The organism is Microcoleus asticus IPMA8 (assembly GCF_013179805.1).
Lineage (GTDB): Bacteria > Cyanobacteriota > Cyanobacteriia > Cyanobacteriales > Microcoleaceae > Microcoleus > Microcoleus asticus.
This window is the reverse complement of the sequence record NZ_SRRZ01000051.1, coordinates 1-21,914: the sequence shown is the minus strand read 5'-3', so window position 1 is coordinate 21,914 and position 21,914 is coordinate 1. Positions and strand designations below refer to the sequence as shown.

Below are 21,914 nucleotides of genomic sequence, written 5' to 3'. Positions count from 1 at the left end.
AACAACGTTGTCTCCGGAGCATCTCAGCAGAGAGTAAAAAGCGTTTTTTTGGAGTGCGATCGTCCCGCCCAGCACAGTATATACATATAGCGAGCGTCCGGCTCGCACGCATTTAAAAGCAAAACTGAGATGCTCCCGTTGTGTCCTTAATATTATGTCCTTACCGAGGTGCTGTATGGCAATTAATTTCAATTACTACCACAAATATATAGTGAACACTTTGTAGCTTGGGTTGGGGAACGAAATCAAACTCAATTATACGATCGACAACTCGCCCGATCAGACGCAGCAATCACCGACACGGCGCTGTTTAAAACCGTAGACTGAAACCTTTTTTAGCAACTGGCAATTAAAATCGCTTCTTGTATCTACACTTAACTCGTGACTAATGACTGCTGACTGATGACTAATTTAAAATCGTTGCTTGGTACCGAGTATAAATTTGAGATCGCCGGAGTCGCTAACCCCCATATCTAAGCGAATTAATCCAAAGCGCGATCGCACCCTCACACCCACCCCAACACCCGCCCCAGTCCCCGGTTTGTCCCTGACTACCGCCGGTTTTCCCAGTACGCTATCTCCTGTTCCCAAATCCGACGCAAAATCAACAAATATCACCCCGCCGACATCCCTGCTGACAGGAAACCGATATTCGCCGGAAGCTAAAAAATAGCTCCGGCCGCTGCCAATATCCCCGCTATCGTAACCCCGCACGGAATTGCGACCGCCCAGGCGAAAAGCTTCTGTTGGCGGCAAATCCCCAATTACAGTGCCCGCTTGCAAGTTAAAAGCCAACATTTCTGGCAAGGCCTCGGAGTCGCTGCGGCCGAGCCAAGTAATTGGTACATACTGTATGTAATTCGCCAACAGGCGGTTACTCACAATGTTACCTCGCCCCAGAGGTATCGACTGCTCGGTGCTGAGGCTGAGAATCGAGCCTCTGGTTGGGTCGAAGGGATTGTCGCGCCGATCGAGCATCGCACCAAAAGAAACTGTGTATAACTCGTCAACGCCGCTGCCGCTGAATGTGAGAGGATTGCCGAGTTCGTCGCGGCGGGCGATATCTAAGTTGCGATCGCGCGTGCTGATATTTGTATAATTTAATCCCAAAGTCGATTGCCACTCGCCCAAAGGTCTGGTAAACCTGAGATTTCCCCCCACCCGAATTTCCCGTACCCGGTCCCCGTTGGGCAAATCAATATCTTTGTTGAAAATTTCCGATATTCTGCGATCGCCAAAAGCTCTCACACTGTATCCCAAACGGTCTTCGGCGGCAACGTAAGGGCTGACAAACTGGACATCGTACTCGATACCTCGGAGGCTGGGCTGAAGTTCCACCGCCAGCCGCTGCGGGACCCGGCCGAAAGTTCGATCGGTATAGGAAAGAGGAACAGCAACGCCAACATCATCACTAAGACTGGCACTCACGCTAAAAGAGCGAGCCGATCGCTCTTGAACGTTGTAGATTACATTAATATCCGTGCCAACTTCTTCGATCGAAACCGTAACCTTGTCAAACAATCCCAATTGCTGCAACTGCTGCAAATCCGATCGTACAGCGGACGGGCTGTAGTTATCCCCCGCCTTGAGTTTGAGCTCGCCTCGAATAAAATCTTCCGAAATTCTGCCCTCAATGGGATTCCCTTGTTTATCAACAGCTTCGCCTCTGGAATTGACAAAGCGAATTTTCACCTCAGCAACGTAAACGCCCTCAGCATTGCCCGCTTGACTGATTTGTAGAGTACCGCCTAGCTGTTGGGCGTTGCTGTTTACTGCTTCGGGGATTTCGGCTTTTGCCGCGAGCGCCGGAGTTTTTAACAGAGATGTAAAATCTTTATGGTGGCTGGACTTGAGTGATATCAATTCCGGTTGCACCGTCAGGTGATTGTTGACTGTTGACTGTTGACTGTTGACTGTAGAAGGAGGGGTGGAAAAACTCAATGGTTGAGTGTTAACTGTTGGCTCGATTTTATTATTTTGATGCAACGGGAAACGATATGAAGGAGATTCCCTAGGGGATAGCTGCGCCGCGGGTACTTCGACCGCAACTGCGAGCTCGTCGGATGCCGGCAAATCCCCCACAGTTGGACTCACCTGAGAGGTTGCACCATTCTCAATCAGCTTTTTATGGACAGGCAAGATGCCTGTTCCACAAAACAATTCATCTCTTGTGGAACGGGCATCTTGCCCGTTCTTGAGAATGGTGTCAGATGTGAGACTCACCTCATCCTCCGTCTGTGCCCTTGTGGGACAGGCGTCTCGCCTGTCAATTTCTGCGGTTCCTTCTCTAAACTCCGCCTCAGTCAGTGCGGCACTCGGATCGATCGCCCGCGCCCCCAATTCGCCACCAGCCACCGACGCCAAAGTCAAAAATGCAATAATCGGAATTCGCATAAACATAAAATTAAAGAACCCAACGCATATTACCCAAAACCTGGCCCCCTGCCTAATTAGCCGAAAAGAAACCCGGTATTTTTGGGGATACCGGGTTTCTACGATGCTGGAATTTGGGAAAATTCGATCGACCGCGGGCGATCGTAAAATTTGTTTAAATAGCTTGTCGAGAAACTCGTTTCTCAAAATGAGCCTGAGTTTGCTGCAACAGTAGTTCGCGACTATCCTTAGCGGTGGTAATGGTAGGGAGCAAGTTGCGAGCTTGTAAAGTCATGTGAAGCTGTAGGTGTGCTACGTACTCACTGACATCTTCGCGAAGAGAGCAAGCCGGGTACTGTTTTAAAGTAGAGTTCAAAGTGTTCTCCTGCTTTGAGTTGGCAGTATTTTCAAATAATAATAGAGAATATCATGGTCTATTTCTAATTGTGTACTCCGTAATGAAGTTTAACCTTTGGACTGCGGTTTTGTTACAATTGTTTACAAACATTTCTTACCTATCAGGAATCGATCGCCCATGCAGTCTCAAGCACTTGTAGGACAGAATCACACATTAAGTACCTTTGTCAATAGCAGCAGCCAAACAGCCGCCTACCTCGACATCGGGTGCGGCCGACCCTTATTGATGCTGCACGGTTTCTTCGGAGAAAAGACTTGCTGGCTGCCATTAATTGAGTTATTGCAATCTCAGTTTCGGTGCATCAGTTTAGATATGTTGGGTTTTGGAGAATCCAGCAAACCAGAAATCCGCTACGATGTAGCTGTAGAAGTTGCTTTTGTGCGGCAAGTTGTAGAACAACTAAATATCGAACCTTGCTGCATTATCGGACATTCTTTTGGCGGTTGGGTCGCATCTGCATATTCCCTAAAATATCCTAATTCAGTCAGCAGTTTAGTATTAGCAGCACCTGCGGGAATTCGGGACGATAGTTTTTGCGGTCAATACGATGCTTTGCGGCCGCTGCTGTGGGAAACAACCGCCGTTGATTGGGCCTTGCAGTTAGCCAAACCTTTTGCTAGTTTAGCCGGAAAAAGTGATAAATTGCAGCAAATTTCCGGGTGGCGACGGGAGTTAATGTCTCAACCAGTAGCAAGGTCATTTTTAATGAGCCGGATGCGGCCGGAAGATGCAGTTGATACCGTAGAAAAAGAAATTCACCAATTGAAAATTCCTACCTTAGTAATCGCCGCAGATAGCGACGAAACTATTCCTCTATGGCACTGTCAAACCTATGCCAACGAGATACCGGGGGCCGAGTTAGCAATTATTCCCAATTCCACTCACGGCTTGCCGCAAACTCAAGCTCAAATCATGGCCAAGTTGATTAGTAAATTTTTGAATAATTAAGAAAAACTATGCAACAAGCCGAATTATGAAAATTGTGATAAGTCAAAAAATGAAAATAATTGTGTTTTAGTATACTACTTTATTACGAACTACACAATATATTAGTTAGTGTCTTGTACAAAAAAATTTTATGGCTCTTAAATCTTGTGTCAGCAGGAGCTACAGACATTTAGTTGAGTCGGGGGCATTATCAATGGCGACACTGAATAACTACTTTAATCTGGAAGAAATTACGACAGCCAGAAAAATTAGTGCTGCGGTAATTAACATCAGCGGCCGCCAGCGAATGCTTTCCCAACGAACGGCTTTTTTTTGCATGAGGTTAGCTTGCTCTGAGAATGCGGCAGAAAGAGCAAAACTGCGCGGGGATTTGTTAGAGGCGATCGAGCTTATGGAAAAATCGCACCGCGACTTAATTAATATTGGCAGCAGCATCAACTTAGGCAGTCCCCCTTCAGCCACCCTCAAGGCAATGTATTTTGAGCCGCCACTGTATTTAGACAAACAAGTCCGCGAATATATCGATCGAATAAAAGCATTGGTGCAAGTTCCTGATGCCGAAATCAGGCTGGACAATCCCGATATGCTGTACATTGTCGAAGCTGCGGGCGGCGACTTGCTAGAAGCTTTCGATGCCGTGGTGAGTCAATACCAGCAAGAAAGCGAAATCGAACAATTTGAAATCGACCTCAAACAGGTTGAACTTTATCAAGAAAGTTGCGCTGCTACCGCGAAAGCGGAAGCTCAAACGGCCCAGCTCGATCGCGCACTTTGCGAACTCAAACAAACTCAAGCTCAACTCCTCCACAGCGAAAAAATGTCTTCGCTGGGGGCGCTAATGGCTAGTATCGTCCACGAAATTAATAACCCAGTTAGTTTTATTTACGGCAACTTGAGCCATGCCGCAATTTATACTCAAGATTTGCTGAACCTGCTGTGTCTGTATCAAGAATACTGTCCCAATCCCTGTCCCGAAATTAAAACTTTAATCGAAGAGATAGATCTTGATTTTCTAGTTGAAGACTTGCCTAAAGTTATCTCTTCTATGCAAATGGGTTCCAATCGCATTCGCGAAATTGTCAAATCTATGGGCAACTTTTCGCGAACCGATAACAGTAACATGACCCTGTGCGATTTGCACGACAGCATTGACAGCACCGTGTTAATTTTGCGAAACCGTCTCAATTCTCAAATAGACCGTCGCGACATTCAAGTAGTTAAAAATTATGGAAAATTGCCTGCTGTAGAGTGTTATGGCGGACAGCTCAATCAAGTATTTATGAATCTAATTACCAACGCGATCGATGCTTTGGACGAGGCATCACAAAATGAGCCCCATGCTGCGCTAAAAATTTCGATCAGCACAGAATTAGCTGGGTCCGATCGCGTGAGAGTACGGATTGCTGACACGGGAACGGGAATGACAGCAGAGATAAAAGAACGAATGTTCGAGCAGTTTTTTACCACAAAGAAAATCGGTAAAGGTACCGGTTTAGGATTGTCTATTGTCTACAAAATATTAGTAGAAAATCACGGAGGAGCGCTCAGGTGCGAGTCTGAACCGTCCAAAGGAACCGAGTTTATCATTGAACTGCCGGTACAGCAAATTTAAGCAATTTACAAATATCCAAATTTATCTGTGTTAATTGTGGCACGGGCAGGACGCCTGTGTTAATTGTGGTATGGGCGTCCCGCCTATGTTAACTATAGTTGAAATTTACACATATCCTACTCTAATTCTAGCTTCAAAGTTGGCAACAGCTTTTCTAAATTTTTGAGAGATTTCTGTTGCCAAGGAACATCATTTGAACCCAATACCAAAAGTTTAATCGTTTTCTTTTTCCGGACGCTAATGACAAACTTAGACAGCATACTGATACCAGAACTGTTAACAAAGTCCAATTTTTTTAGGTTCAAGGTAATAGTAGGCGGTTCGGGATTGGCGACTTCATCTAACAATTCGGCTATTGGTGCATACTCTGCTGGTCCGCCCAGGCTGAGTTCGCCTTGGAAAATGATTGTGGCTGATTCTCCATCGTACTGAATGTTGTAATCTTCACCTTTAATTTCTTGAATGCTCATTGTTCTTTGGTTTCCTGAGTAAAATACTGCGATCGCACAAGAGAGTAAATATTGAAATGGTTGAAACTAGACCCTAATTTGAACCACAGTCGTCACAGCGATCGTATCACTGTCTGGCCTTGGGTCGAATTTCCAACCTATCTTAGCTGAATAGTCATTAATCATAGTCAGCAATCCCAATCCCGAGGTGTCGCTTTCAGATTCAGCATTCTTTTCAAGCTGCTGCAAATAAAGTTCATTGGGATCGGAAGCCAGAATTTCTTTAATAAACTCCTTTAACTTATTCGCGCCTTCTGGATTGACACTATTACTGGCAAAAATTACGGCAGTCACCTCTGTTTCACCAATAAAGTGTATGCCAAATCTGACTTTGTAATTGGTATCATCCTTATTAAATTTTATCGCATTTTCTAACAGTTCGTTAGCGACGTAGCTCACAGCTCCCTTGCTTTGTTTAACCCGTTTCTCGCTGCTAGCATCCTCTGCGTCCACTGGTAGAAAGCTGGACAAATAATCGGCTACAAAATGAGCCGAAAGCCTGTTGTTGCGCCAGCGCTGCTTGATGGGGCGAGAGCTAGGCGTAAAAGTAAGTTCTAGGGAGTCGTGTTCCGGTGGAAATTGGTCAATGAATTCTCCACAGATTTCTGTCACAGATTGTAAGCTTCCAGATGTCATTATTGTTCTCCATTCAATTGATGTGTTAATGTCACTTCTGGGTAAATTTCCACACGCCATTCCAGTTAGCGGGAATACTATTTTCTAAAAATGCTTGGATGCGTTCTAGGTAAAGTTGGCTGGGTTTGTCACCTGGATTTAGTGCCACTATTTGTTCAAAACAAACTTTGGCATTAGCAAAATTTCCCAGACAATATTGTTCGAGTCCTTCCTCAAAAATAGGCACTGTTTGAATTTTGAGCGATCGCACTGGTTCTGCATCAACATCTAACACCTCACAAACAGTAATGGCTTCTTGTCTACCTTTGACAATGGCACGATCCAAAAATCGAATATGATACTTTTCTGGTTGAGTCAAACGTTGTACCACATCTCCTGAAACTAATAAAGATACGCCATAATACTTAGTTAAACTTTCCAGACGCGCCGTGAGATTGACATGATCGGACAGGGCATCGGCTTGCATCCGGTTCGCGTCTCCAATAATTCCCACCATTGTATCACCGACATGGATACCAATGCCAATATTCAGCGGTACGTACCCATTTATTACACGGCTTTGATTGTATTTTTGCAACCGCTCCAACTTCATAATTCCTGCCTGAATAGCATCATCAACGCCATCGGGAAAAACTGCCATGACTCCATCTCCTATATACTTGACAATAAAACCGTTATGCTTGCGAATTTCGGGACTAATTTGCTGTAAATAGTTATTGATGAAGTCAAAGTTTTCTTGAGGAGTCATTTGCTCCGCCATCGTGGTGAACGAACGCATATCGGAAAACATAATTGCCATCTCTTTGCTGACGTGATCTCCAAGCTGGAAATCAACCATGCTCTGCTTGCCGAGAAATTGGAGAAATTCATCGGGAACGAAACGTCCGTAAGCCTGCAAAAGTTTCTCTAATTCTTGTTCCCGCGCTTTCACCGTTTGCACCATATGCGAGAATACCTGTGCCAGTTCTCCCAATGCATCACTACGCGCTGCCACCTCTGACAATATCTGGGGTTCAAAGCTGTTATTTTTCACAGCAATAGCTGCATCTATTACCTTTTTGACCTGCTCGATGTAAGTCTGCATCTCTCGATTTTTATGATGGATCTGGTTTTCCAGATCCGTGGAGTGTTCCGTGATAATTTCTACTAAAGTTTCATAGCTATTTTTTTCATCTTCGGCTTCCTCAAGTTTTTGCATCAAATCCTGTAGCTGGGTATTGAGCTTTTCTGGAGATGTAGATTGTGCTAAATTTATTTTGGGTTTCATAATTTATCCTCTCGAATCTGGGATCGCAAAATTGTTTCACTCGCTCGCTGTAAATTACTAGAACTTACACAGGCGGAGCGAGAAATCCGGTTTCTCCTTCTTCTGCTGAGATGCTTCTTCTGCTGAGATGCTTCGCCACTAAATCCAATAGCGATGCTAGAAACCGGGTTAATGACAGTCAATCATAAATTATGCACGATATTTCCCTGCTGCTTCAATATTAGCAAAGTAATATCATCAAATACCTTCTGTTCTCCCATAAATTCTCGCCATCGATGGCGGCTTCCTTGAATTGTTCGGCGCTTAAATGCCAGTTTTGAGAAACCACTTCACAAAGTCTTTCGATACCGTAGAATTTTTTGTCCATATTTCTAGCTTCGGGGATGCCGTCAGTATCAAGCACCACCCCTTCCCCCGGCTCTAACTCTACTAAAACATAGCCGATAACTCGGAAATATTCTCATCTAAGCCGATCGCAAATCCTAAATCTATTGTGTCTATTCGCTGGATTTAACCGCATTTCCTGACCACAAGAGTTTCCTCATGCTGACCGCTGATACTAATTGTGCGATCGGCATAATTGAGAATAGTTAGCGTCATACTTTTGTCCGAGTTCATGCGCTGGACATTTTTATAAATAGTGCGGTTTAGGGTATCTAAAAAACGCACAGGTTCGGATTATTGCATTTCCTGAAGAGTGCGGACAGCAGCTTGAGTCATTACCATCAAAATGCCGCTTTTTAGTCCGTGTCCAGTGACATCGCCGATGCCAATTGTAACCACACCGTCGGTATGGAGAACATCGTAATAATCACCGCCTATTTCGTCGGCTAATTCCATGAATCCGGCAATATCTAAATCTTTAATTTCCTCTAGTTCTTGGCGTTTGGGCAAAATCAATTTCTGCATTTGTTGTGTGAGAATGTCTAGTTCGGCACTCATCCGCATATTTTCCGCTTTGAGTCGGTGATTGAGAGTCGCAATTTCTGTATTAGCTGTGGCGAGTTCAGCGGTTCGTTCTTTAACTTTATCTTCCAAAGTTTCACAGGATTCTTTGAGTTGTCCTGCCATGCTGTTAAAAGAATTGGCTAGTTTTTTAAGTTCGACGATCGAACTAATTTTTACCTGTCGGTCGAGATAACCTTTAGCCATGTATTCCGAAGCTTTGGTGATGCCTTCAATGGGGCGAGTAATCCAGCGGCCTGTGAGAATTCCCATTGCCGTTGCCACAGTAAATGCGATCGCGCACAATAGAATTGTGGTGTGGGTATGGGCATGGATTTGGGCCATGAAATATGACTCGGGAACCACCGTCACGATTAGCCAGTCCAACCCAAACTTGTCTTGCCAGGGAGCAACCAGGACAAAGTATTGCTGTCCTTTAATTTTAATGTTAAGCCTTTGGGTTTTTCTAATCTTTTGAAAGCTGCCGAACTCATTTTGCAGGGTTTGAGCAGCAGCTTGAATCACAGGATCGGAGATGTTCAGGGCGCTGAAGCGTTGGGCTTGATTGTTCACCCTTGTAAAATAGGGTTGGGAACCGGAATTTCCAATCAACTGCCCATCTCGTTCCATGATGAAGTTCGCCCGGATTTGCTCAAGCTTAAGTTGTGCAGAAAGTTAGTAATATTGGACAGTTGTAAATCAACCCCAATCACTCCGATTAGTTTGCCCTTTGCAAAAATAGGACGCATGGCCCCTACAGCAATAAATTCAAACTGGTCTAACGCATACACAGAAGTCCAGATGGGTTTACCCGCTTTAGCCGCCTGAGTTTACCATTCTGCTGTCACCGTATCAAATGCAGCAACCTGCACTACTTTAGTTCGATTCCCCTGGTTGTCGGTTGTGTAGCCGTAAATTTTCCGGTTTGTCCTTGCTGAAAGCTCGTCAATAGTGACGCCTTTCCCCGGTCTGACTGGCCCAGCACCAATAAAGCGTCCGTCTGAAAGTGCATAGGAGATCGAGCCAAGATGATCGAATGCTTGCACTTGCTTTCAAAAATAGCGTCCAGCAAGGTCTAAGTCATCTAGATTCAGCAATCCTGTTGCGATCGCATCGATGTCGATCTGATTAATATGGTGAGGGGTTGAGAAATAGTTATCTAGGTGCCGATCGGTTTTATTGCTCACCTCAGTCATTAACTTGTTAGCCAAATCTGTTACCGCTTTTTGTCCATTGCGGAAGGAAAGATAGCCAACTAAACCAACGGCTGCAAAGATTTGCAGCAGGAAGGAAACTGCGAGGGCGGTGCGGAGGCGGAATTGGCAAAGGGTGGAGGCCATAGCATGATATCAAGAAGTTTTTAAATGCTGCCACAAACTGGAATTGCTGCCTCGCTTCTAGCTCAGTAGATATGTTAATAACGACTGACAATGTTATGATTATATCAAAAACGGAATAAACATCAGCCAATCTGCGTTCATCAGCGCTCCTCTGCCTGCATCAGCGGTTAAAATAAAAAAATAAATCCCCAAAAAAATGCAAATTACTCAAGCCCTCCACGCCGCCATACTGGTTTCCAACCTCGAAAAATCAGAACAATTTTACAGCAGCATATTAGGACTGTCAAAAATAGATAGACAATTAAAATTTTCCGGTATCTGGTATCAAGTCGGCAATTTCCAGATACACCTAATTGTAGTTGCAACGATTATCCCAGATGCCGCAGACAATGACAAATGGGGGCGCAACCGACATTTAGCATTTTCTGTTGCTAACTTAGCAGCAGCCAGAGAGCAATTAATTGCTCACAATTGCCCGTTTCAAATGAGCGCGTCAGGTCGATCGGCATTATTTACCCAAGACCCCGACGGAAATATAATTGAACTGAGCGAGTAAAAGATGAAAATCATTGCCTACTCTTACAGCGAACCGCTGCTAGAACCTGCGCCGGCAGCCGAAATTTGGGGCCAAGAGGTCGATCGAATATATCAAGACTTAGGAGGGCGGCAACAACTGCAACAACTCCTCAAAGACTGCCAAACAGAACCCGTCAAATACCTGCTAATTCAGCGCTTTGAAGAACTCGGCGACACATTACAGCAAGTGTGTTCGCACCTCGCCCAACTCGAAAACCTCGGCGTCGAAATCATCGTACAAGCAGAAACAGAACCGCGAAACCGCAAAAACTTGCTGCAAATCCTCGCAGAACTCCAGCGCAGCCAACACAGCCGGAGCATTCGCAAAGGACACGCCCGCAACCGCATCAAATCCCGGATTCCACCGGGTAAAGCTCCCTACGGCTACCGGCGCGGCAAAGAGCGCTACACGATCGAGCGATCGGCTGCCGCCGCCGTCAAAGACTTTTTTGAACACTTTCTAATCTACGGGTCTTTGCGCGGTTCCGTGCGGTATTTAGCAAAGAAATACAGCAAAAAAATCTCCGTCAGCACAGGCCGCCGCTGGCTGACAAATCCCGCCTACCGAGGCGATTTGGAATATCAAAACGGCCAAGTAATTTCTAACACCCACGTCGCGATTATTTCCAGAGAAGAAGCCGCCCAAATAGACAGATTGCTGCGCCGCAACGGCCGCCTTTCTCCCCGCAGCGCCAGCGCCCCCCGTTCCCTCGCAGGTTTAGCAATTTGTGCGGAATGCAAATCGCCCATGACAGTTGCCAAAGTCACCTCCTACCGCAAAGATAGAGAATACCTTTATTTGCGGCCCATTAAGTGTCTGTCTCAGCCTAAATGCAGTGGCTTTTCCTACCAAGAAATATTGCAATCAACTATTGAAGGAATCTGTCGGGATTTGCCCGCTGCTGTCGCCGCGCTGCAAATGCCAGATATCAACGGAATTAAAGCAAGAATTGAAAGGGCGATCGCCTCGAAACAAGAAATCCTAGACCAACTTCCCGCCCTGATGGAAAGCGGCATTTTAGACACTGAAACGGCAGAGTTGAGAGCATACAAAATCCGCACGGAAATTGCCGAACAGCGAAGCAAATTAGCGCAACTGCCGCCAGTGAATTTGCGAGAAACTGCTCAAACTGTTTCTCTTCCACAATTTTGGCTGGACTTGTCGGAATCGGAACGCAGGTTCTATTTTCGAGAGTTTATCGATCGCATTGAGATAGTACACGAGAATGAAAGTTGGAAACTGCAAATTATTTTCATTTTTTAATAATTAGTTCGGCTATAACTTACCAATTAGCTTGAACTAACTTTTTTACCCTTTAGCCAATAGGCGATCATATCTCCTTTACCTTTTACCGGGATCGCGCCTCTTTCCTCAAATAAATACCGATCTTTTAACAGCTCGTAAATAGCAGCAGTAACTTGAATATATCCCGGTAATCCTTGAGATTCCATCCGAGAAGCAACATTAACGGTATCTCCCCACAAATCATAGATGAATTTTTTAGTGCCAATTACGCCAGCAACTACTGGCCCTGTATTAATGCCAATCCGAATTTGAAACGGTTCGCCTGTGTCAGTTTGAAAATCTGCGATCGCTTCCTGCATATCCAATGCCATATCCGCGATCGCTTCAGCATGGTCTGGCCTCGGCACCGGCACCCCCCCTGCTACCATATAAGCATCCCCACTCGTTTTAATTTTCTCCAAATCGTGTTTTTCAGTTAATTGGTCAAACTTTGAAAAAATCTTGTTTAGCAAATTTACCAATTCCAGAGGTGAAATTCTGGCAGCAAGAGACGTAAAACCAACAATATCGGCAAATAGGACTGTTGCTGAGTCAAACCTATCGGCAGCAGAACCCTGGCCTTTTTTCAAATTTTCAACAATCGCTGCGGGTAAAATATTTAACAATAAATGATCTGATTTTTTTTGAGAAAGGCGCAAAGCTACTTCCACCCCCTGTCGCTCTTTAATTTCGTTTTGCAAACGTTTCACAACTTCTTCTAATTGCTTCGTTTGCTCTTGAAGTAACTGTTGCTGACTTTGAATTGTTAACTGATTTGCCACTCGTGCCAATACTTCTTTACTGTTAAAAGGTTTAGTAATATAGTCAACTGCTCCCACATCAAAGGCTTTCACCTTATCTACAACGTCATCTAAGGCGCTTAAGAAAATCACGGGAATGGAACTGGTTTGTGGTGAAGCTTTCAACTTTGCACACACCTGATATCCATTCATCTCAGGCATCATCACGTCCAGCAGGATTAGAGTCGGCGGAAACTCTTGCACGGTAGCGATCGCCCTTTGCCCATTCAGCGCTTTACGAACCTGATACCCTTGTGCCGTCAAAATTGTAGATAAAAGCCGCACGTTATCTGGCTTATCATCAACTACTAAAATGTTGGCTTGAATTGTAGGATATTCATTGCTGTCCATGCGATCGCTCACGGTATTCTTTTAAGATCTAAAGATATTAACACTGACGTGCCGTAACTGCGGATTTCGCTAGCTCTATAATATCATCAAAGAGGAAATCATGCACTAAAGTAGTTAAAACTTGTGCGGCTACAGCAAATTGTCTAGGCATTTCCTCAATCAACTTGACAATTTTATCGTCGCAACATTCATGAGCAGCATCATATATCTTCTCCACCCACTCAACAGGCATTTGACCGATTTGTGATTCTACTACAGATTGATTGCTGGTCGCTCCGCTAATTTCGCTTTCATTTTCTTGTTGTGCATCAACAGATTCCTCGTAAATGTAGCGCATTCCTAAAAGTTCTTCCATTTTGGCAAATAATATCTTTGCCTCAAATGGTTTACGCATGAAATCATCGCACCCTGCTCCTAAAATAGTATGTCGTTCTTCTTCAAAAGCGCTAGCAGTAAGAGCAACTATTACAGTTTGTTTTCCGAGAGGATGAGCTTTAATTTTTCTGGTGGCTTCATAGCCATCCATGACAGGCATCTGCATATCCATCCAGATCAGGTGCGGTTGCCAATCCTCCCATACAGCAATAGCTTCTTGACCATCTCTAGCTTCTCGCACGATGATGCCTAACGGTGACAGTAATCTCTCTATGACTAGGCAGTTATCGGCGCGATCGTCAACTACCAAAATCCGGTATTCTGCTTGATTCGGTGCTAAACCAATTACTTTTTTCTGCGGTTTAAGCATTTTCATCTCGGTTGGATCGGCAAGCCTGATTTCAATGTCAAATGCAAACTTACTTCCCACACCAGGCGTACTGCTGACAGCAATATCCCCTCCCATCATTTGTACAAATTTGCGGCTAATTGGTAAACCTAATCCAGTACCCTGTTGAGATTGTTGACCTGTTTTTGTTTGCTCGAATGGTTCAAATAACCTATTCATCTCTTCTGCGGCAATACCAGGGCCGGTATCTTCAATTTCAAACTGAAGGCGTAAAAATACCCGGCGAAGGTCATTCGCCTCTACACCATCAAAGTCCGCCTGCGAGGAATGTTCTGAACCCGCCGAGGCAGGTTTTGTTTGTGTACCCGTAAACTCTGCGGTTTCAACAGCCAAACTTTCTTCTACCTTCTTTTTCACTTGCAACGTAACGCTACCCGTCTCTGTAAACTTGATCGCATTTCCTACAATATTAATCAAAATTTGGCGCAATTTACCTTCATCTCCATTAAGAAATTGCGGTACGCCGTCAACAACTTCAAAATTGAGCTGCAATTTCTTAGCTTTAGCTTTTAATCGAAACATTTCTTTTAAGGTTTCTAGCAGGCGCATTAAATTAAAACTGCTTTCATTAAGCTGACTTCTGCCCGCTTCAATTTTAGACATTTCCAAAATGTCATTAATTAGGGAAAGCAAGTGTTCGCCAGCGCGATTAATAATTTCTAGGTGCTGCTGGTGTTGATTGTTTAAAGATGAATCGCGCACCATCACCTGACTAAACCCCAGAATGGCATTCAGGGGAGTCCGCAGTTCGTGGCTCATAGAAGAAAGAAATTCGCTCTTGGCGCGGTTAGCTTTATCAGCAACGACGACAGCTTTTTGTAATGCTGTCTCTGCTAATTTGCGTTCGGAAATTTCTGTTTTGGCTTGTTCAAAAAGCGTGGATTGCTGGATGGCAATTGCTAGCTGCACGGAAATTTGCTTGAGAGATTCTATCTCAGAAGAGTTCCAATGTCTTTGACTGCGGCAGTGATGAGCAATGACTAGGCCCCATAATTTTTCACCTTGCAAAATGGGAACCACGAGGTTAGCTTTAATTTCAAACTGGCTCAGTAAATTAATGTGGCACTCTGAAATACCTGCCGTGTAAATATTGTCGATCGCGCGAAGGTGTCCCTGCTCGTAAACAGAGACGTAGTGTTCCTGAAAGCAAGGATCGTTAATATCAATTCCCAAAATCGGCATCGTATTGGCTGCTACCGACTCGACAGCTATAAATCCACTGTAATCTGGATTAAAACGGTAAATAACTGTCCTGTCAGTTGACAAAAACTGGCGCACTTCTTCCACAGCCATTGTCATCACTTCTTCTAGGTTAAGAGAAGAACGAATCCGCTCTTGAATGGAATTTACGAGCCGCTCCCTTTTTAGTTGTTGCTGCAAGGCTATTTCCGCTTGTTTGCGTGCAGTAATATCTACTGCATAACCAACGCACTCCACAGGTTTGCCAGCAGCATTTTTGACCAACTTAACCTCATCGTATATCCAGCGATAACTACCGTCTTTGTGCCGTTCGCGGTATTCATAGGAAATCGATCCTTTTTCCAATATCTGAGCGAATGAAGTATTAACAACCTCTCGATCTTCTGGGTGAACGATGCTATGCCAATCAAGAGAACCATCAACAAATTCTCGCGCTTCGTAGCCGATCATTGAAATAACGTTCTCGCTAACAAATGTTACGTCATAATTTCCTCCTAATTGGCAGCTAAAAATCACCGCCGGAGTAGTCGCAAGCAAATATTGCAAGCGTTCGGTGACAGAGCGCAAATTTAACTCGGCTTGCTTGCGATCGCGAGCTTCCATTGCTAAAGCTGTCATCTGTGCCAAATAGCTAGCGAAGCTTTGTTCGTCGAGCGTCCACTTCCTCGGCGTGCCCAAATGTTCCAAACAAATTACACCCGCAATTCGTCCTTGATGGGTAATAGGTATATCTAGCATTGACGAGATGTTTAAAGGAATCAAATAAGATTCTCTAAATTCTTGGGTGCGCGGATCGGTTTTGGCATCAACCGCTGCGATCGCCTGTTCTGTCTTCAAAGCTTGGAAATAGCTAGGATAGTCAGCAACTTTCAGTTCTGCACCCCCGCTGTGTTGATTGGCTGTCAATTCGTAAAGATCGGCACAGCACATTGCTGATTTATTTTCCTTATAAAACCAAACACTTCCCCGCTCAACATTCAGAGTACGGGTTGCCATTTGTGTCATCTCTCTCAACGCCTCGCTAAGATTTCCCTCGTAGATACTAGAATTTTGTGCTAATTCTAGCAAGGCACTTTGTTGTTCTGTTAACCTAAGCTCTCGTTCGCGTAAAGCCGATTCAGCGGCTATTCTTTCTCTAATTTCTGCTTCTAAATAACCGTTGGTTTCTCTCAACTCTGCGGTGCGCTCTTCGACTTTAATTTCTAAGTCATCATAAGCGTGTCGCAGCGCTAATTCTGCATCTTCACGGACAGCAATCTCACTCTGCAACTTGCGATTTATTGCCTCTAATTCTTGGGGGGTTTTTAAAGATAAAAACTGTGGCAATAGTGTTACCATCTGTCCAGCAGTGAAGCAGGAAACAATTGCAGTAATTCCTTTCTCAATTCCCGACAGCCAATAAGCGGAATGCCACAGCGTCCAAATGTCTAACAAGTGACCCGTGCCGCAGAGAATAATAAATGCACCAAATAAAGCAAATATTCCTAAAAAAGGGATATCGCGCCGCTTGAGGATAAAATAAATCAGCATCGCCGGAATTGAATAGTAGGCGATCGCGATTAAAAAGTCGCCGGTGATGTGCAGCCATACCAAAGGTGTTTGCCACAGATAGCAGTGACCGTGAGGCATATACTGACTTGGAGAAAAGATACTTTTGACTATTTGCCACATAATGTTTGATTGCAGATAATATTAATTAAAATGCTCTTCTTGTTGTATAGTATGTCGAATAGCCTACCCTATTTTTCTTATGAGTTAGACCCAAGAGCCTGGCCTATATTTGAGTTAGTGCGGGTTTTTCTGCCCACCCCACAAGTTGCTTCACCAAAACGGGATGAACCAAAAATTACAGCTTTACAAAAACTTTTTTTGAGCAAGTTGCCTGTTGCGGATTTTGAGATTTCAAGGGAATTTCAATGATAAACTCTGTACCCCTCTCAAGCTCGGAAACACAACGCAAATAACCTTCATGGCTTTTAATAATCTGATAAGAAATCGCCAAACCCAGGCCCGTACCATAACCGATAGGTTTCGTCGTATAAAAGGGATCGTAAATTTTAGCGATCGCGTCAGAATCTATACCAGTGCCATTATCCGCAATGCGAATCTGCACCCAATTGCCCTCAACCAAAAGCGTGCAGATGCGAATTTTTAGCAGTTGGCAATGGGTGTTGTGTAAGTGTTCATCGAAATTATTTTCCCAATAGCCTTTGGTCGAATGTCCCTGCTGTGCCCTCTGTTCTAAAGCATCAATAGCATTAGAAAAAATATTCATAAATACTTGGTTGAGCTGTCCAGCGTAGCATTCTAACTGTGGTAAATCTCCATACTCTTTAATAACTTGGATAGCCGGACGTTTTGGTTGTTCTTTCAAGCGGTGCTGCAAAATCATTAAAGTGCTGTCGATACCTTCATGGATATTTACTTTTTTCATGTCCTCTTCGTCTAACCGGGAGAAAGTGCGTAAAGATTTAACGATCTCCCTAATCCGCTCTGCTCCTATCTTCATCGAACTAAAAAGTTTTTGCAGGTCTTCTAAAACAAAATCGAGCTCGATGGTTTTAATCTTGTCTGCAATTTCCGGCGCAGGAGTGGGGTAATAAATTTGATATACCTTAATCAGTTCCAAAAGGTCTTTAATGTATTCCTCAGCCGGAATCAGATTGCCATAAATGAAGTTAACAGGGTTATTGATTTCGTGAGCAACGCCAGCTACCATTTGCCCCAAAGAGGACATTTTTTCATTTTGTACGAGTTGAGCTTGGGTGCCTTTAAGTTGTTGCAGAGTTTTCTCTAGCTGCTGAGTTCGTTCAAGCAGTTTAGCTTCAGAGCGCCGCAATGAATTTTCAGCCAAGGAGCGATCGCGATTTTCCTGTAACAAAAGTTCATTGGTGGATTCTAAAGCGATCGTCCTCTCAATAACCCGTTTTTCCAATTCCAGCATTAATTCTGAGAGTGCTTCCTGAGCTTGTTTGCGATCGCCAATCTCATTTTGTAAAGCCACATTTGCCACCGCCAATTGATCGGGACTGGGGATAGCCAAGATTTTTGGGATTAGTTCCACCAGCACTGCTGCTGTAGATAGCGATATCAGGGCCGTAATCCCTTTAAGAAAACCAGAGAACCAATAATTAGGATGCCACAGCGTCCATATTTCCATAATATGGGTAATACCGCAGCAGATAATAAAAGAGCTAAACAGCATGAAAACCCAGTCAAAAGGCACGTCTTTCCGCTTGTTGACAATATAAATCAGCGTGATGGGTATCAAAAAATAAGCCACGGCAATCAAAGCATCGGACAAAATGTGCAGCCCCACTAATCCAGGCTTCCACAAGTAGCAATGACCGTGAGGAATAAAATAATTAGAAAACATTTTATGAACCATTTGCATCAAATCAACTCGGTTATCTGCTACTATTTTTTAGAGGGGATTACAGGAAAATTTAAAAACCTGCTAACACAAAAAGAATAATTAGGCTTTTGGACTTAACAATTGTCACAATTGTGATGAATAGATGCAGCGATATGAAAGGATCTCTTGGATTTGTGGCGTAACATTTGTGGCTCAACTTTATTTAGAAACACAAATTTTTCTAAATAAAATCGCTGAAACCCTTGCCCGGAAAAATTTAAGCCATATCAATCACCCGATAGTCACCAGAACTCTATGAAACTACATCTGATTAAATTAACATCAATTAACTAAAATTTATCAAGGTCAAGTGTCACATTTATAATTGTGGCTTTACTACTCACTGTGACACCTGCATGACATTTTGGCCGACGAGCGTAGGGATTACGCCGTAGGGAGTAGAATAAAGAAGGGTTCGGTGACATTTAACGGATTTTACCTGTTACCCCCTGAGAAATATTACTTCCGCCTCGCGTCGCAATTCAATAGGCGATCGCTCAGGGCTTTACAATCAATCAAAAGAGATAAAATCAACGATACACTTACGGAATAATTGCAAATTATGACAATAGATGAGGTCATACAGCTAACTCGTACCCGATTTAAAAAAAATTTATATCCCGTACAAGAAATAATACTGCGCCAAGTTTGGGAAGGAAAGACTTATACAAGTATAGCATCAGCCTCTCATTACGGAGAGCATTACCTGAGAAACATCGCCTCGTCATTGTGGCAATCTCTCTCTGATATCTTGCAGATACCTATTAGTAAATCAAATTTTAGATCCTCTCTAGAATCGCGTTCCCTGACAGCAGAGGAACGAAAATTAATAGAAGAATTTACCCGCAGCCAATGCCTAGCAACACCTTTAGATTATCCCGGCTCTCCAGTACCCCTCGGTTCGCCATTTTATATCCATCACCCGCTAATTGAGGAACTCGCGTACCGACAGATTGACAAACCTGGAAGTGTTCTGCGGATTAAAGCTCCCCGGAAGATGGGAAAAAGTTCCCTGCTGCTACGGATTTTAGAGCGCGCTAATTCTCTTGGCTACCAAACCGTAAGTTTGGATTTTCAGCAAGCTGAGGAAGCTGTTTTAGACAACTTGGATAAATTTTTACGCTGGTTTTGTGCCAACATCAGCCGTCACCTAAAATTGCCACCTCTATTAGATGATTATTGGGATGAAGATATGGGTAGCAAAGTAAGCTGCACCGTTTATTTGCAACAATATGTATTAGCCGAAATAAGGAGCCCTATTGTCTTAGCTTTAAATGAAGTCAATAGAATTTTAGAGTATCCAAAAATTGCCAGAGAATTTTTGCCACTGCTGCGAAGCTGGCATGAAGAAGCAAAGCGGATAGAAACTTTTGGAAAACTGCGGTTAATCGTACTTCACTCCACAGAAGTTTATATTCCTTTTAAGCTGAATGAATCGCCTTTTAATGTCGGTTTGCCGCTGCAATTACCCTATTTTACAAAAGAGCAGATACTTGCTTTAGCGCAGCGTCACGGACTGGATTGGAAAGATAGCCCCGATGCCGATCGACTGATGGCAATGGTGGGGGGACATCCTTATCTGGTGCGGCTCGCTTTTTACCACCTCTGTCAAAACGCTGTAACGCTAGATACGCTACTACAAGAAGCTCCCACACTGGCGGGAATTTATAAAGATTACTTGCAGAATTTTTGGGTGACATTGCAAGAGTATCCCGAACTTGCGGTTGCACTTAAACAAGTGGTAAAATCTGAGCGGGGCGTGGAATTAGATCCGATATTAGGTTCTAAATTAATGAGTATGGGGCTGGTTCATATCGATAACAACCGCTATACGCTAAGCTGCGAGTTGTACCGCCTGTATTTTGGTTCGCACAACTTTCTTTAGAGCGGGGGTTTACTGTTTTTTTGCGCCATACAAAATTATTCTTGAAAACTAGACTTGTCCTGGCGATGATAAATCGCTGCTATACAAACAAAGTCCGCGTCGGCGGACTAAATAAAAAAAGGCGGTAATTAGCCCAAAATTGGCATAATTTTTATTACAATCAAGCTCCATTACCACATCCTCACCTTTAAATAAATTTACTACATACTCACCTTTAAAACCACCCATAAACGGCATGACCAAGCTTACATACCAAATTGGTGGCAGTCTCGCCAATAATGCGCCTACCTATGTAGTAAGAGCAGCCGATGCCGAACTCTACGAAGCATTAAAAGCTGGCGAATTTTGTTACGTCCTCAACTCGCGGCAAATGGGCAAATCTTCTCTCTTAGTCCGCACCTTGCACCGATTGCAAGCTGAAGGATTTCAATGCTGCACCATCGACATGACCCGCATCGGCAGCGAAAACATTACTCCCTTACAGTGGTACAAAGGAATCGTTGGGGATTTATGGCGCGGCTTCCATCTTTTAGGGCAACTTAACTTAAAAACTTGGTGGAAAGAACAAGAAGAAGTTTCTCTCCTGCAAAGATTGAGTCAATTTATTGAAGAGATTTTATTAGTAAAATTTCCGCAGGAGCGAATTTTTATATTTGTCGATGAGATTGATAGTATATTAAGCTTAGATTTTCCCGTTGATGACTTTTTCGCCTTGATTCGTTATTGTTACAACCAACGAGCCATTAATCCCGCCTACAACCGAATTACCTTCGCAATTTTCGGAGTAGCTACACCCAGCGATTTAATCGCTGATAAAAATCGGACACCTTTTAATATCGGACAAGCAGTAGATTTGCACGGTTTTTCCTGGGAAGAAGCCTCTCCTTTAACTCAAGGGTTAGAGAGTGTAGTTAGTAATGCCGAGGCAATTATCAAATCAATATTAGCTTGGACTTCGGGGCAACCATTTCTGAGCCAAAAGCTGTGTCAATTGATAGTAAGAGCGACGCGAGAATCTCACACTGACGTGCTGATAATTCCACCGGGAACAGAAGAATTTTTTGTGGAATCGGTTGTGCGATCGCACATCATCCAAAATTGGGAATCTCAAGACGAACCAGAACATTTAAAGACGATCCGCGATCGCATCCTGAGAAATGAGCAACGTGCAGGAAGACTATTAGGCATCTATCAAAAAATTTTACAAGGAGTGGAAGTACCAACCGATGACTCGCGAGAACAGGTAGAACTATTGCTGTCTGGTTTGGTAGTAAAATACCAGGGTTTTTTACAGGTAAGAAACCAGATTTATCAAGAAGTATTTAACAAAAAATGGGTAGAAAAAAATCTCGCTTCCTTGCGTCCATACTCTCAAGCCTTTGATGCTTGGATAACTTCCCAGCAGACAGATAAATCCCGACTGTTGCGCGGACAAGCCTTGAAAAATGCTCAAGCTTGGGCCCAGGGTAAAAGTTTGAGGTATCCGCTCAATAAGTAGCGGTAGCACAGAAAAAAAAATAAGCAGAGTACACAAAGTGTCATAAAATAGGACACATGACGCCAAAGATTA

18 protein-coding genes and 2 pseudogenes are annotated in these 21,914 nt (G+C 43.8%); 6 read left to right on the top strand and 14 right to left on the bottom strand.

Annotation, left to right across the window (positions count from 1 at the left end; all coding sequences use genetic code 11):
• Positions 1–411: 411 nt before the first annotated feature.
• Together E5S67_RS15105 and E5S67_RS15095 are read right to left on the bottom strand one after the other, a co-directional pair.
• Positions 412–2,394, bottom strand: coding sequence for a BamA/TamA family outer membrane protein (locus tag E5S67_RS15105; RefSeq protein WP_246276798.1), 1,983 nt, complete (start codon positions 2,392–2,394; stop codon positions 412–414).
• Positions 2,395–2,548: 154 nt separating this feature from the next.
• Positions 2,549–2,749, bottom strand: a complete 201-nt coding sequence (locus E5S67_RS15095) for a hypothetical protein (RefSeq protein ID WP_172188544.1) — start codon at positions 2,747–2,749, stop codon at positions 2,549–2,551.
• 159 nt (positions 2,750–2,908) lie between these two features.
• Here E5S67_RS15095 and E5S67_RS15090 point away from each other — a divergent pair, with 159 nt between their 5' ends.
• Together E5S67_RS15090 and E5S67_RS15085 are read left to right on the top strand one after the other, a co-directional pair.
• Entirely contained in the window at positions 2,909–3,739 is an 831-nt protein-coding gene (locus E5S67_RS15090; RefSeq protein WP_172188542.1) for an alpha/beta fold hydrolase, read from the top strand.
• Between the two features lie 193 nt (positions 3,740–3,932).
• Positions 3,933–5,351, top strand: a complete 1,419-nt coding sequence (locus E5S67_RS15085; RefSeq protein ID WP_246276797.1) for an ATP-binding protein — start codon at positions 3,933–3,935, stop codon at positions 5,349–5,351.
• A 116-nt stretch (positions 5,352–5,467) separates the two neighbouring features.
• Here E5S67_RS15085 and E5S67_RS15080 read toward each other — a convergent pair whose 3' ends face one another.
• From E5S67_RS15080 to E5S67_RS15055, 9 genes and pseudogenes are all read right to left on the bottom strand, one after another.
• Positions 5,468–5,821 carry a slr1659 superfamily regulator gene (locus E5S67_RS15080; RefSeq protein ID WP_172188538.1) on the bottom strand — a complete coding sequence of 118 codons (354 nt, stop codon included), beginning with the start codon at positions 5,819–5,821 and terminating at the stop codon, positions 5,468–5,470.
• Between the two features lie 66 nt (positions 5,822–5,887).
• Positions 5,888–6,496 carry a slr1658 family protein gene (locus tag E5S67_RS15075; RefSeq protein WP_172188536.1) on the bottom strand — a complete coding sequence of 203 codons (609 nt, stop codon included), beginning with the start codon at positions 6,494–6,496 and terminating at the stop codon, positions 5,888–5,890.
• A 31-nt stretch (positions 6,497–6,527) separates the two neighbouring features.
• Positions 6,528–7,763 carry an adenylate/guanylate cyclase domain-containing protein gene (locus E5S67_RS15070; RefSeq protein WP_172188534.1) on the bottom strand — a complete coding sequence of 412 codons (1,236 nt, stop codon included), beginning with the start codon at positions 7,761–7,763 and terminating at the stop codon, positions 6,528–6,530.
• A gap of 220 nt (positions 7,764–7,983) precedes the next feature.
• Positions 7,984–8,166, bottom strand: coding sequence for a hypothetical protein (locus E5S67_RS34420; RefSeq protein ID WP_339382875.1), 183 nt, complete (start codon positions 8,164–8,166; stop codon positions 7,984–7,986).
• A 107-nt stretch (positions 8,167–8,273) separates the two neighbouring features.
• The gene (locus E5S67_RS34415) at positions 8,274–8,432 is read right to left on the bottom strand and encodes a hypothetical protein (protein WP_343045294.1); all 159 of its coding nucleotides are present in this window, start codon (positions 8,430–8,432) and stop codon (positions 8,274–8,276) included.
• Positions 8,433–8,441: 9 nt separating this feature from the next.
• Entirely contained in the window at positions 8,442–9,338 is an 897-nt protein-coding gene (locus E5S67_RS34410; protein WP_339382874.1) for a HAMP domain-containing protein, read from the bottom strand.
• Positions 9,317–9,523: pseudogene (locus tag E5S67_RS34750) on the bottom strand (PDC sensor domain-containing protein); the annotation flags it as partial. The pseudogene E5S67_RS34750 and the gene E5S67_RS34410, both read right to left, overlap by 22 nt.
• A gap of 15 nt (positions 9,524–9,538) precedes the next feature.
• Positions 9,539–9,754, bottom strand: a complete 216-nt coding sequence (locus tag E5S67_RS15060; protein ID WP_172188532.1) for a hypothetical protein — start codon at positions 9,752–9,754, stop codon at positions 9,539–9,541.
• A gap of 6 nt (positions 9,755–9,760) precedes the next feature.
• Positions 9,761–10,048, bottom strand: coding sequence for a hypothetical protein (locus tag E5S67_RS15055; protein WP_172188530.1), 288 nt, complete (start codon positions 10,046–10,048; stop codon positions 9,761–9,763).
• Positions 10,049–10,244: 196 nt separating this feature from the next.
• On the opposite strand from E5S67_RS15055, the gene E5S67_RS15050 reads away from it, so the two are divergent.
• Positions 10,245–10,604 (top strand): VOC family protein, encoded by a 360-nt coding sequence (locus E5S67_RS15050; protein ID WP_172188528.1) that lies wholly within the window; start codon positions 10,245–10,247, stop codon positions 10,602–10,604.
• A 3-nt stretch (positions 10,605–10,607) separates the two neighbouring features.
• Positions 10,608–11,888, top strand: coding sequence for a recombinase family protein (locus E5S67_RS15045; protein ID WP_172188526.1), 1,281 nt, complete (start codon positions 10,608–10,610; stop codon positions 11,886–11,888).
• Between the two features lie 26 nt (positions 11,889–11,914).
• Here the strand turns inward: E5S67_RS15045 and E5S67_RS15040 are convergent, their stop codons facing one another.
• From E5S67_RS15040 to E5S67_RS15030, 3 genes are all read right to left on the bottom strand, one after another.
• Complete coding sequence (locus tag E5S67_RS15040) at positions 11,915–13,060, bottom strand: adenylate/guanylate cyclase domain-containing protein (RefSeq protein WP_172188580.1); 1,146 nt, start codon at positions 13,058–13,060, stop codon at positions 11,915–11,917.
• Positions 13,061–13,097: 37 nt separating this feature from the next.
• Positions 13,098–16,715 carry a GAF domain-containing protein gene (locus E5S67_RS15035; RefSeq protein ID WP_172188524.1) on the bottom strand — a complete coding sequence of 1,206 codons (3,618 nt, stop codon included), beginning with the start codon at positions 16,713–16,715 and terminating at the stop codon, positions 13,098–13,100.
• 175 nt (positions 16,716–16,890) lie between these two features.
• Complete coding sequence (locus E5S67_RS15030; RefSeq protein ID WP_172188522.1) at positions 16,891–18,438, bottom strand: sensor histidine kinase; 1,548 nt, start codon at positions 18,436–18,438, stop codon at positions 16,891–16,893.
• 583 nt (positions 18,439–19,021) lie between these two features.
• On the opposite strand from E5S67_RS15030, the gene E5S67_RS15025 reads away from it, so the two are divergent.
• A complete protein-coding gene (locus E5S67_RS15025; RefSeq protein ID WP_172188520.1) occupies positions 19,022–20,344 on the top strand; it encodes an AAA-like domain-containing protein in 1,323 nt (440 codons plus the stop codon).
• 235 nt (positions 20,345–20,579) lie between these two features.
• A pseudogene (locus tag E5S67_RS15020) lies at positions 20,580–21,821 on the top strand (AAA-like domain-containing protein); the annotation flags it as partial.
• Positions 21,822–21,914: the final 93 nt, after the last annotated feature.

Bases quoted from the DNA above. Each gene is read 5' to 3' on its own strand.
- E5S67_RS15105 (WP_246276798.1), bottom strand. From the start codon at position 2,394: ATGCGAATTCCGATTATTGCATTTTTGACTTTGGCGTCGGTGGCTGGT.
- E5S67_RS15090 (WP_172188542.1), top strand. From the start codon at position 2,909: ATGCAGTCTCAAGCACTTGTAGGACAGAATCACACATTAAGTACCTTT.
- E5S67_RS15085 (WP_246276797.1), top strand. From the start codon at position 3,933: ATGGCGACACTGAATAACTACTTTAATCTGGAAGAAATTACGACAGCC.
- E5S67_RS15080 (WP_172188538.1), bottom strand. From the start codon at position 5,821: ATGAGCATTCAAGAAATTAAAGGTGAAGATTACAACATTCAGTACGAT.
- E5S67_RS15075 (WP_172188536.1), bottom strand. From the start codon at position 6,496: ATGACATCTGGAAGCTTACAATCTGTGACAGAAATCTGTGGAGAATTC.
- E5S67_RS15070 (WP_172188534.1), bottom strand. From the start codon at position 7,763: ATGAAACCCAAAATAAATTTAGCACAATCTACATCTCCAGAAAAGCTC.
- E5S67_RS34410 (WP_339382874.1), bottom strand. From the start codon at position 9,338: ATGGAACGAGATGGGCAGTTGATTGGAAATTCCGGTTCCCAACCCTAT.
- E5S67_RS15055 (WP_172188530.1), bottom strand. From the start codon at position 10,048: ATGGCCTCCACCCTTTGCCAATTCCGCCTCCGCACCGCCCTCGCAGTT.
- E5S67_RS15050 (WP_172188528.1), top strand. From the start codon at position 10,245: ATGCAAATTACTCAAGCCCTCCACGCCGCCATACTGGTTTCCAACCTC.
- E5S67_RS15045 (WP_172188526.1), top strand. From the start codon at position 10,608: ATGAAAATCATTGCCTACTCTTACAGCGAACCGCTGCTAGAACCTGCG.
- E5S67_RS15040 (WP_172188580.1), bottom strand. From the start codon at position 13,060: ATGGACAGCAATGAATATCCTACAATTCAAGCCAACATTTTAGTAGTT.
- E5S67_RS15035 (WP_172188524.1), bottom strand. From the start codon at position 16,715: ATGTGGCAAATAGTCAAAAGTATCTTTTCTCCAAGTCAGTATATGCCT.
- E5S67_RS15030 (WP_172188522.1), bottom strand. From the start codon at position 18,438: ATGCAAATGGTTCATAAAATGTTTTCTAATTATTTTATTCCTCACGGT.
- E5S67_RS15025 (WP_172188520.1), top strand. From the start codon at position 19,022: ATGACAATAGATGAGGTCATACAGCTAACTCGTACCCGATTTAAAAAA.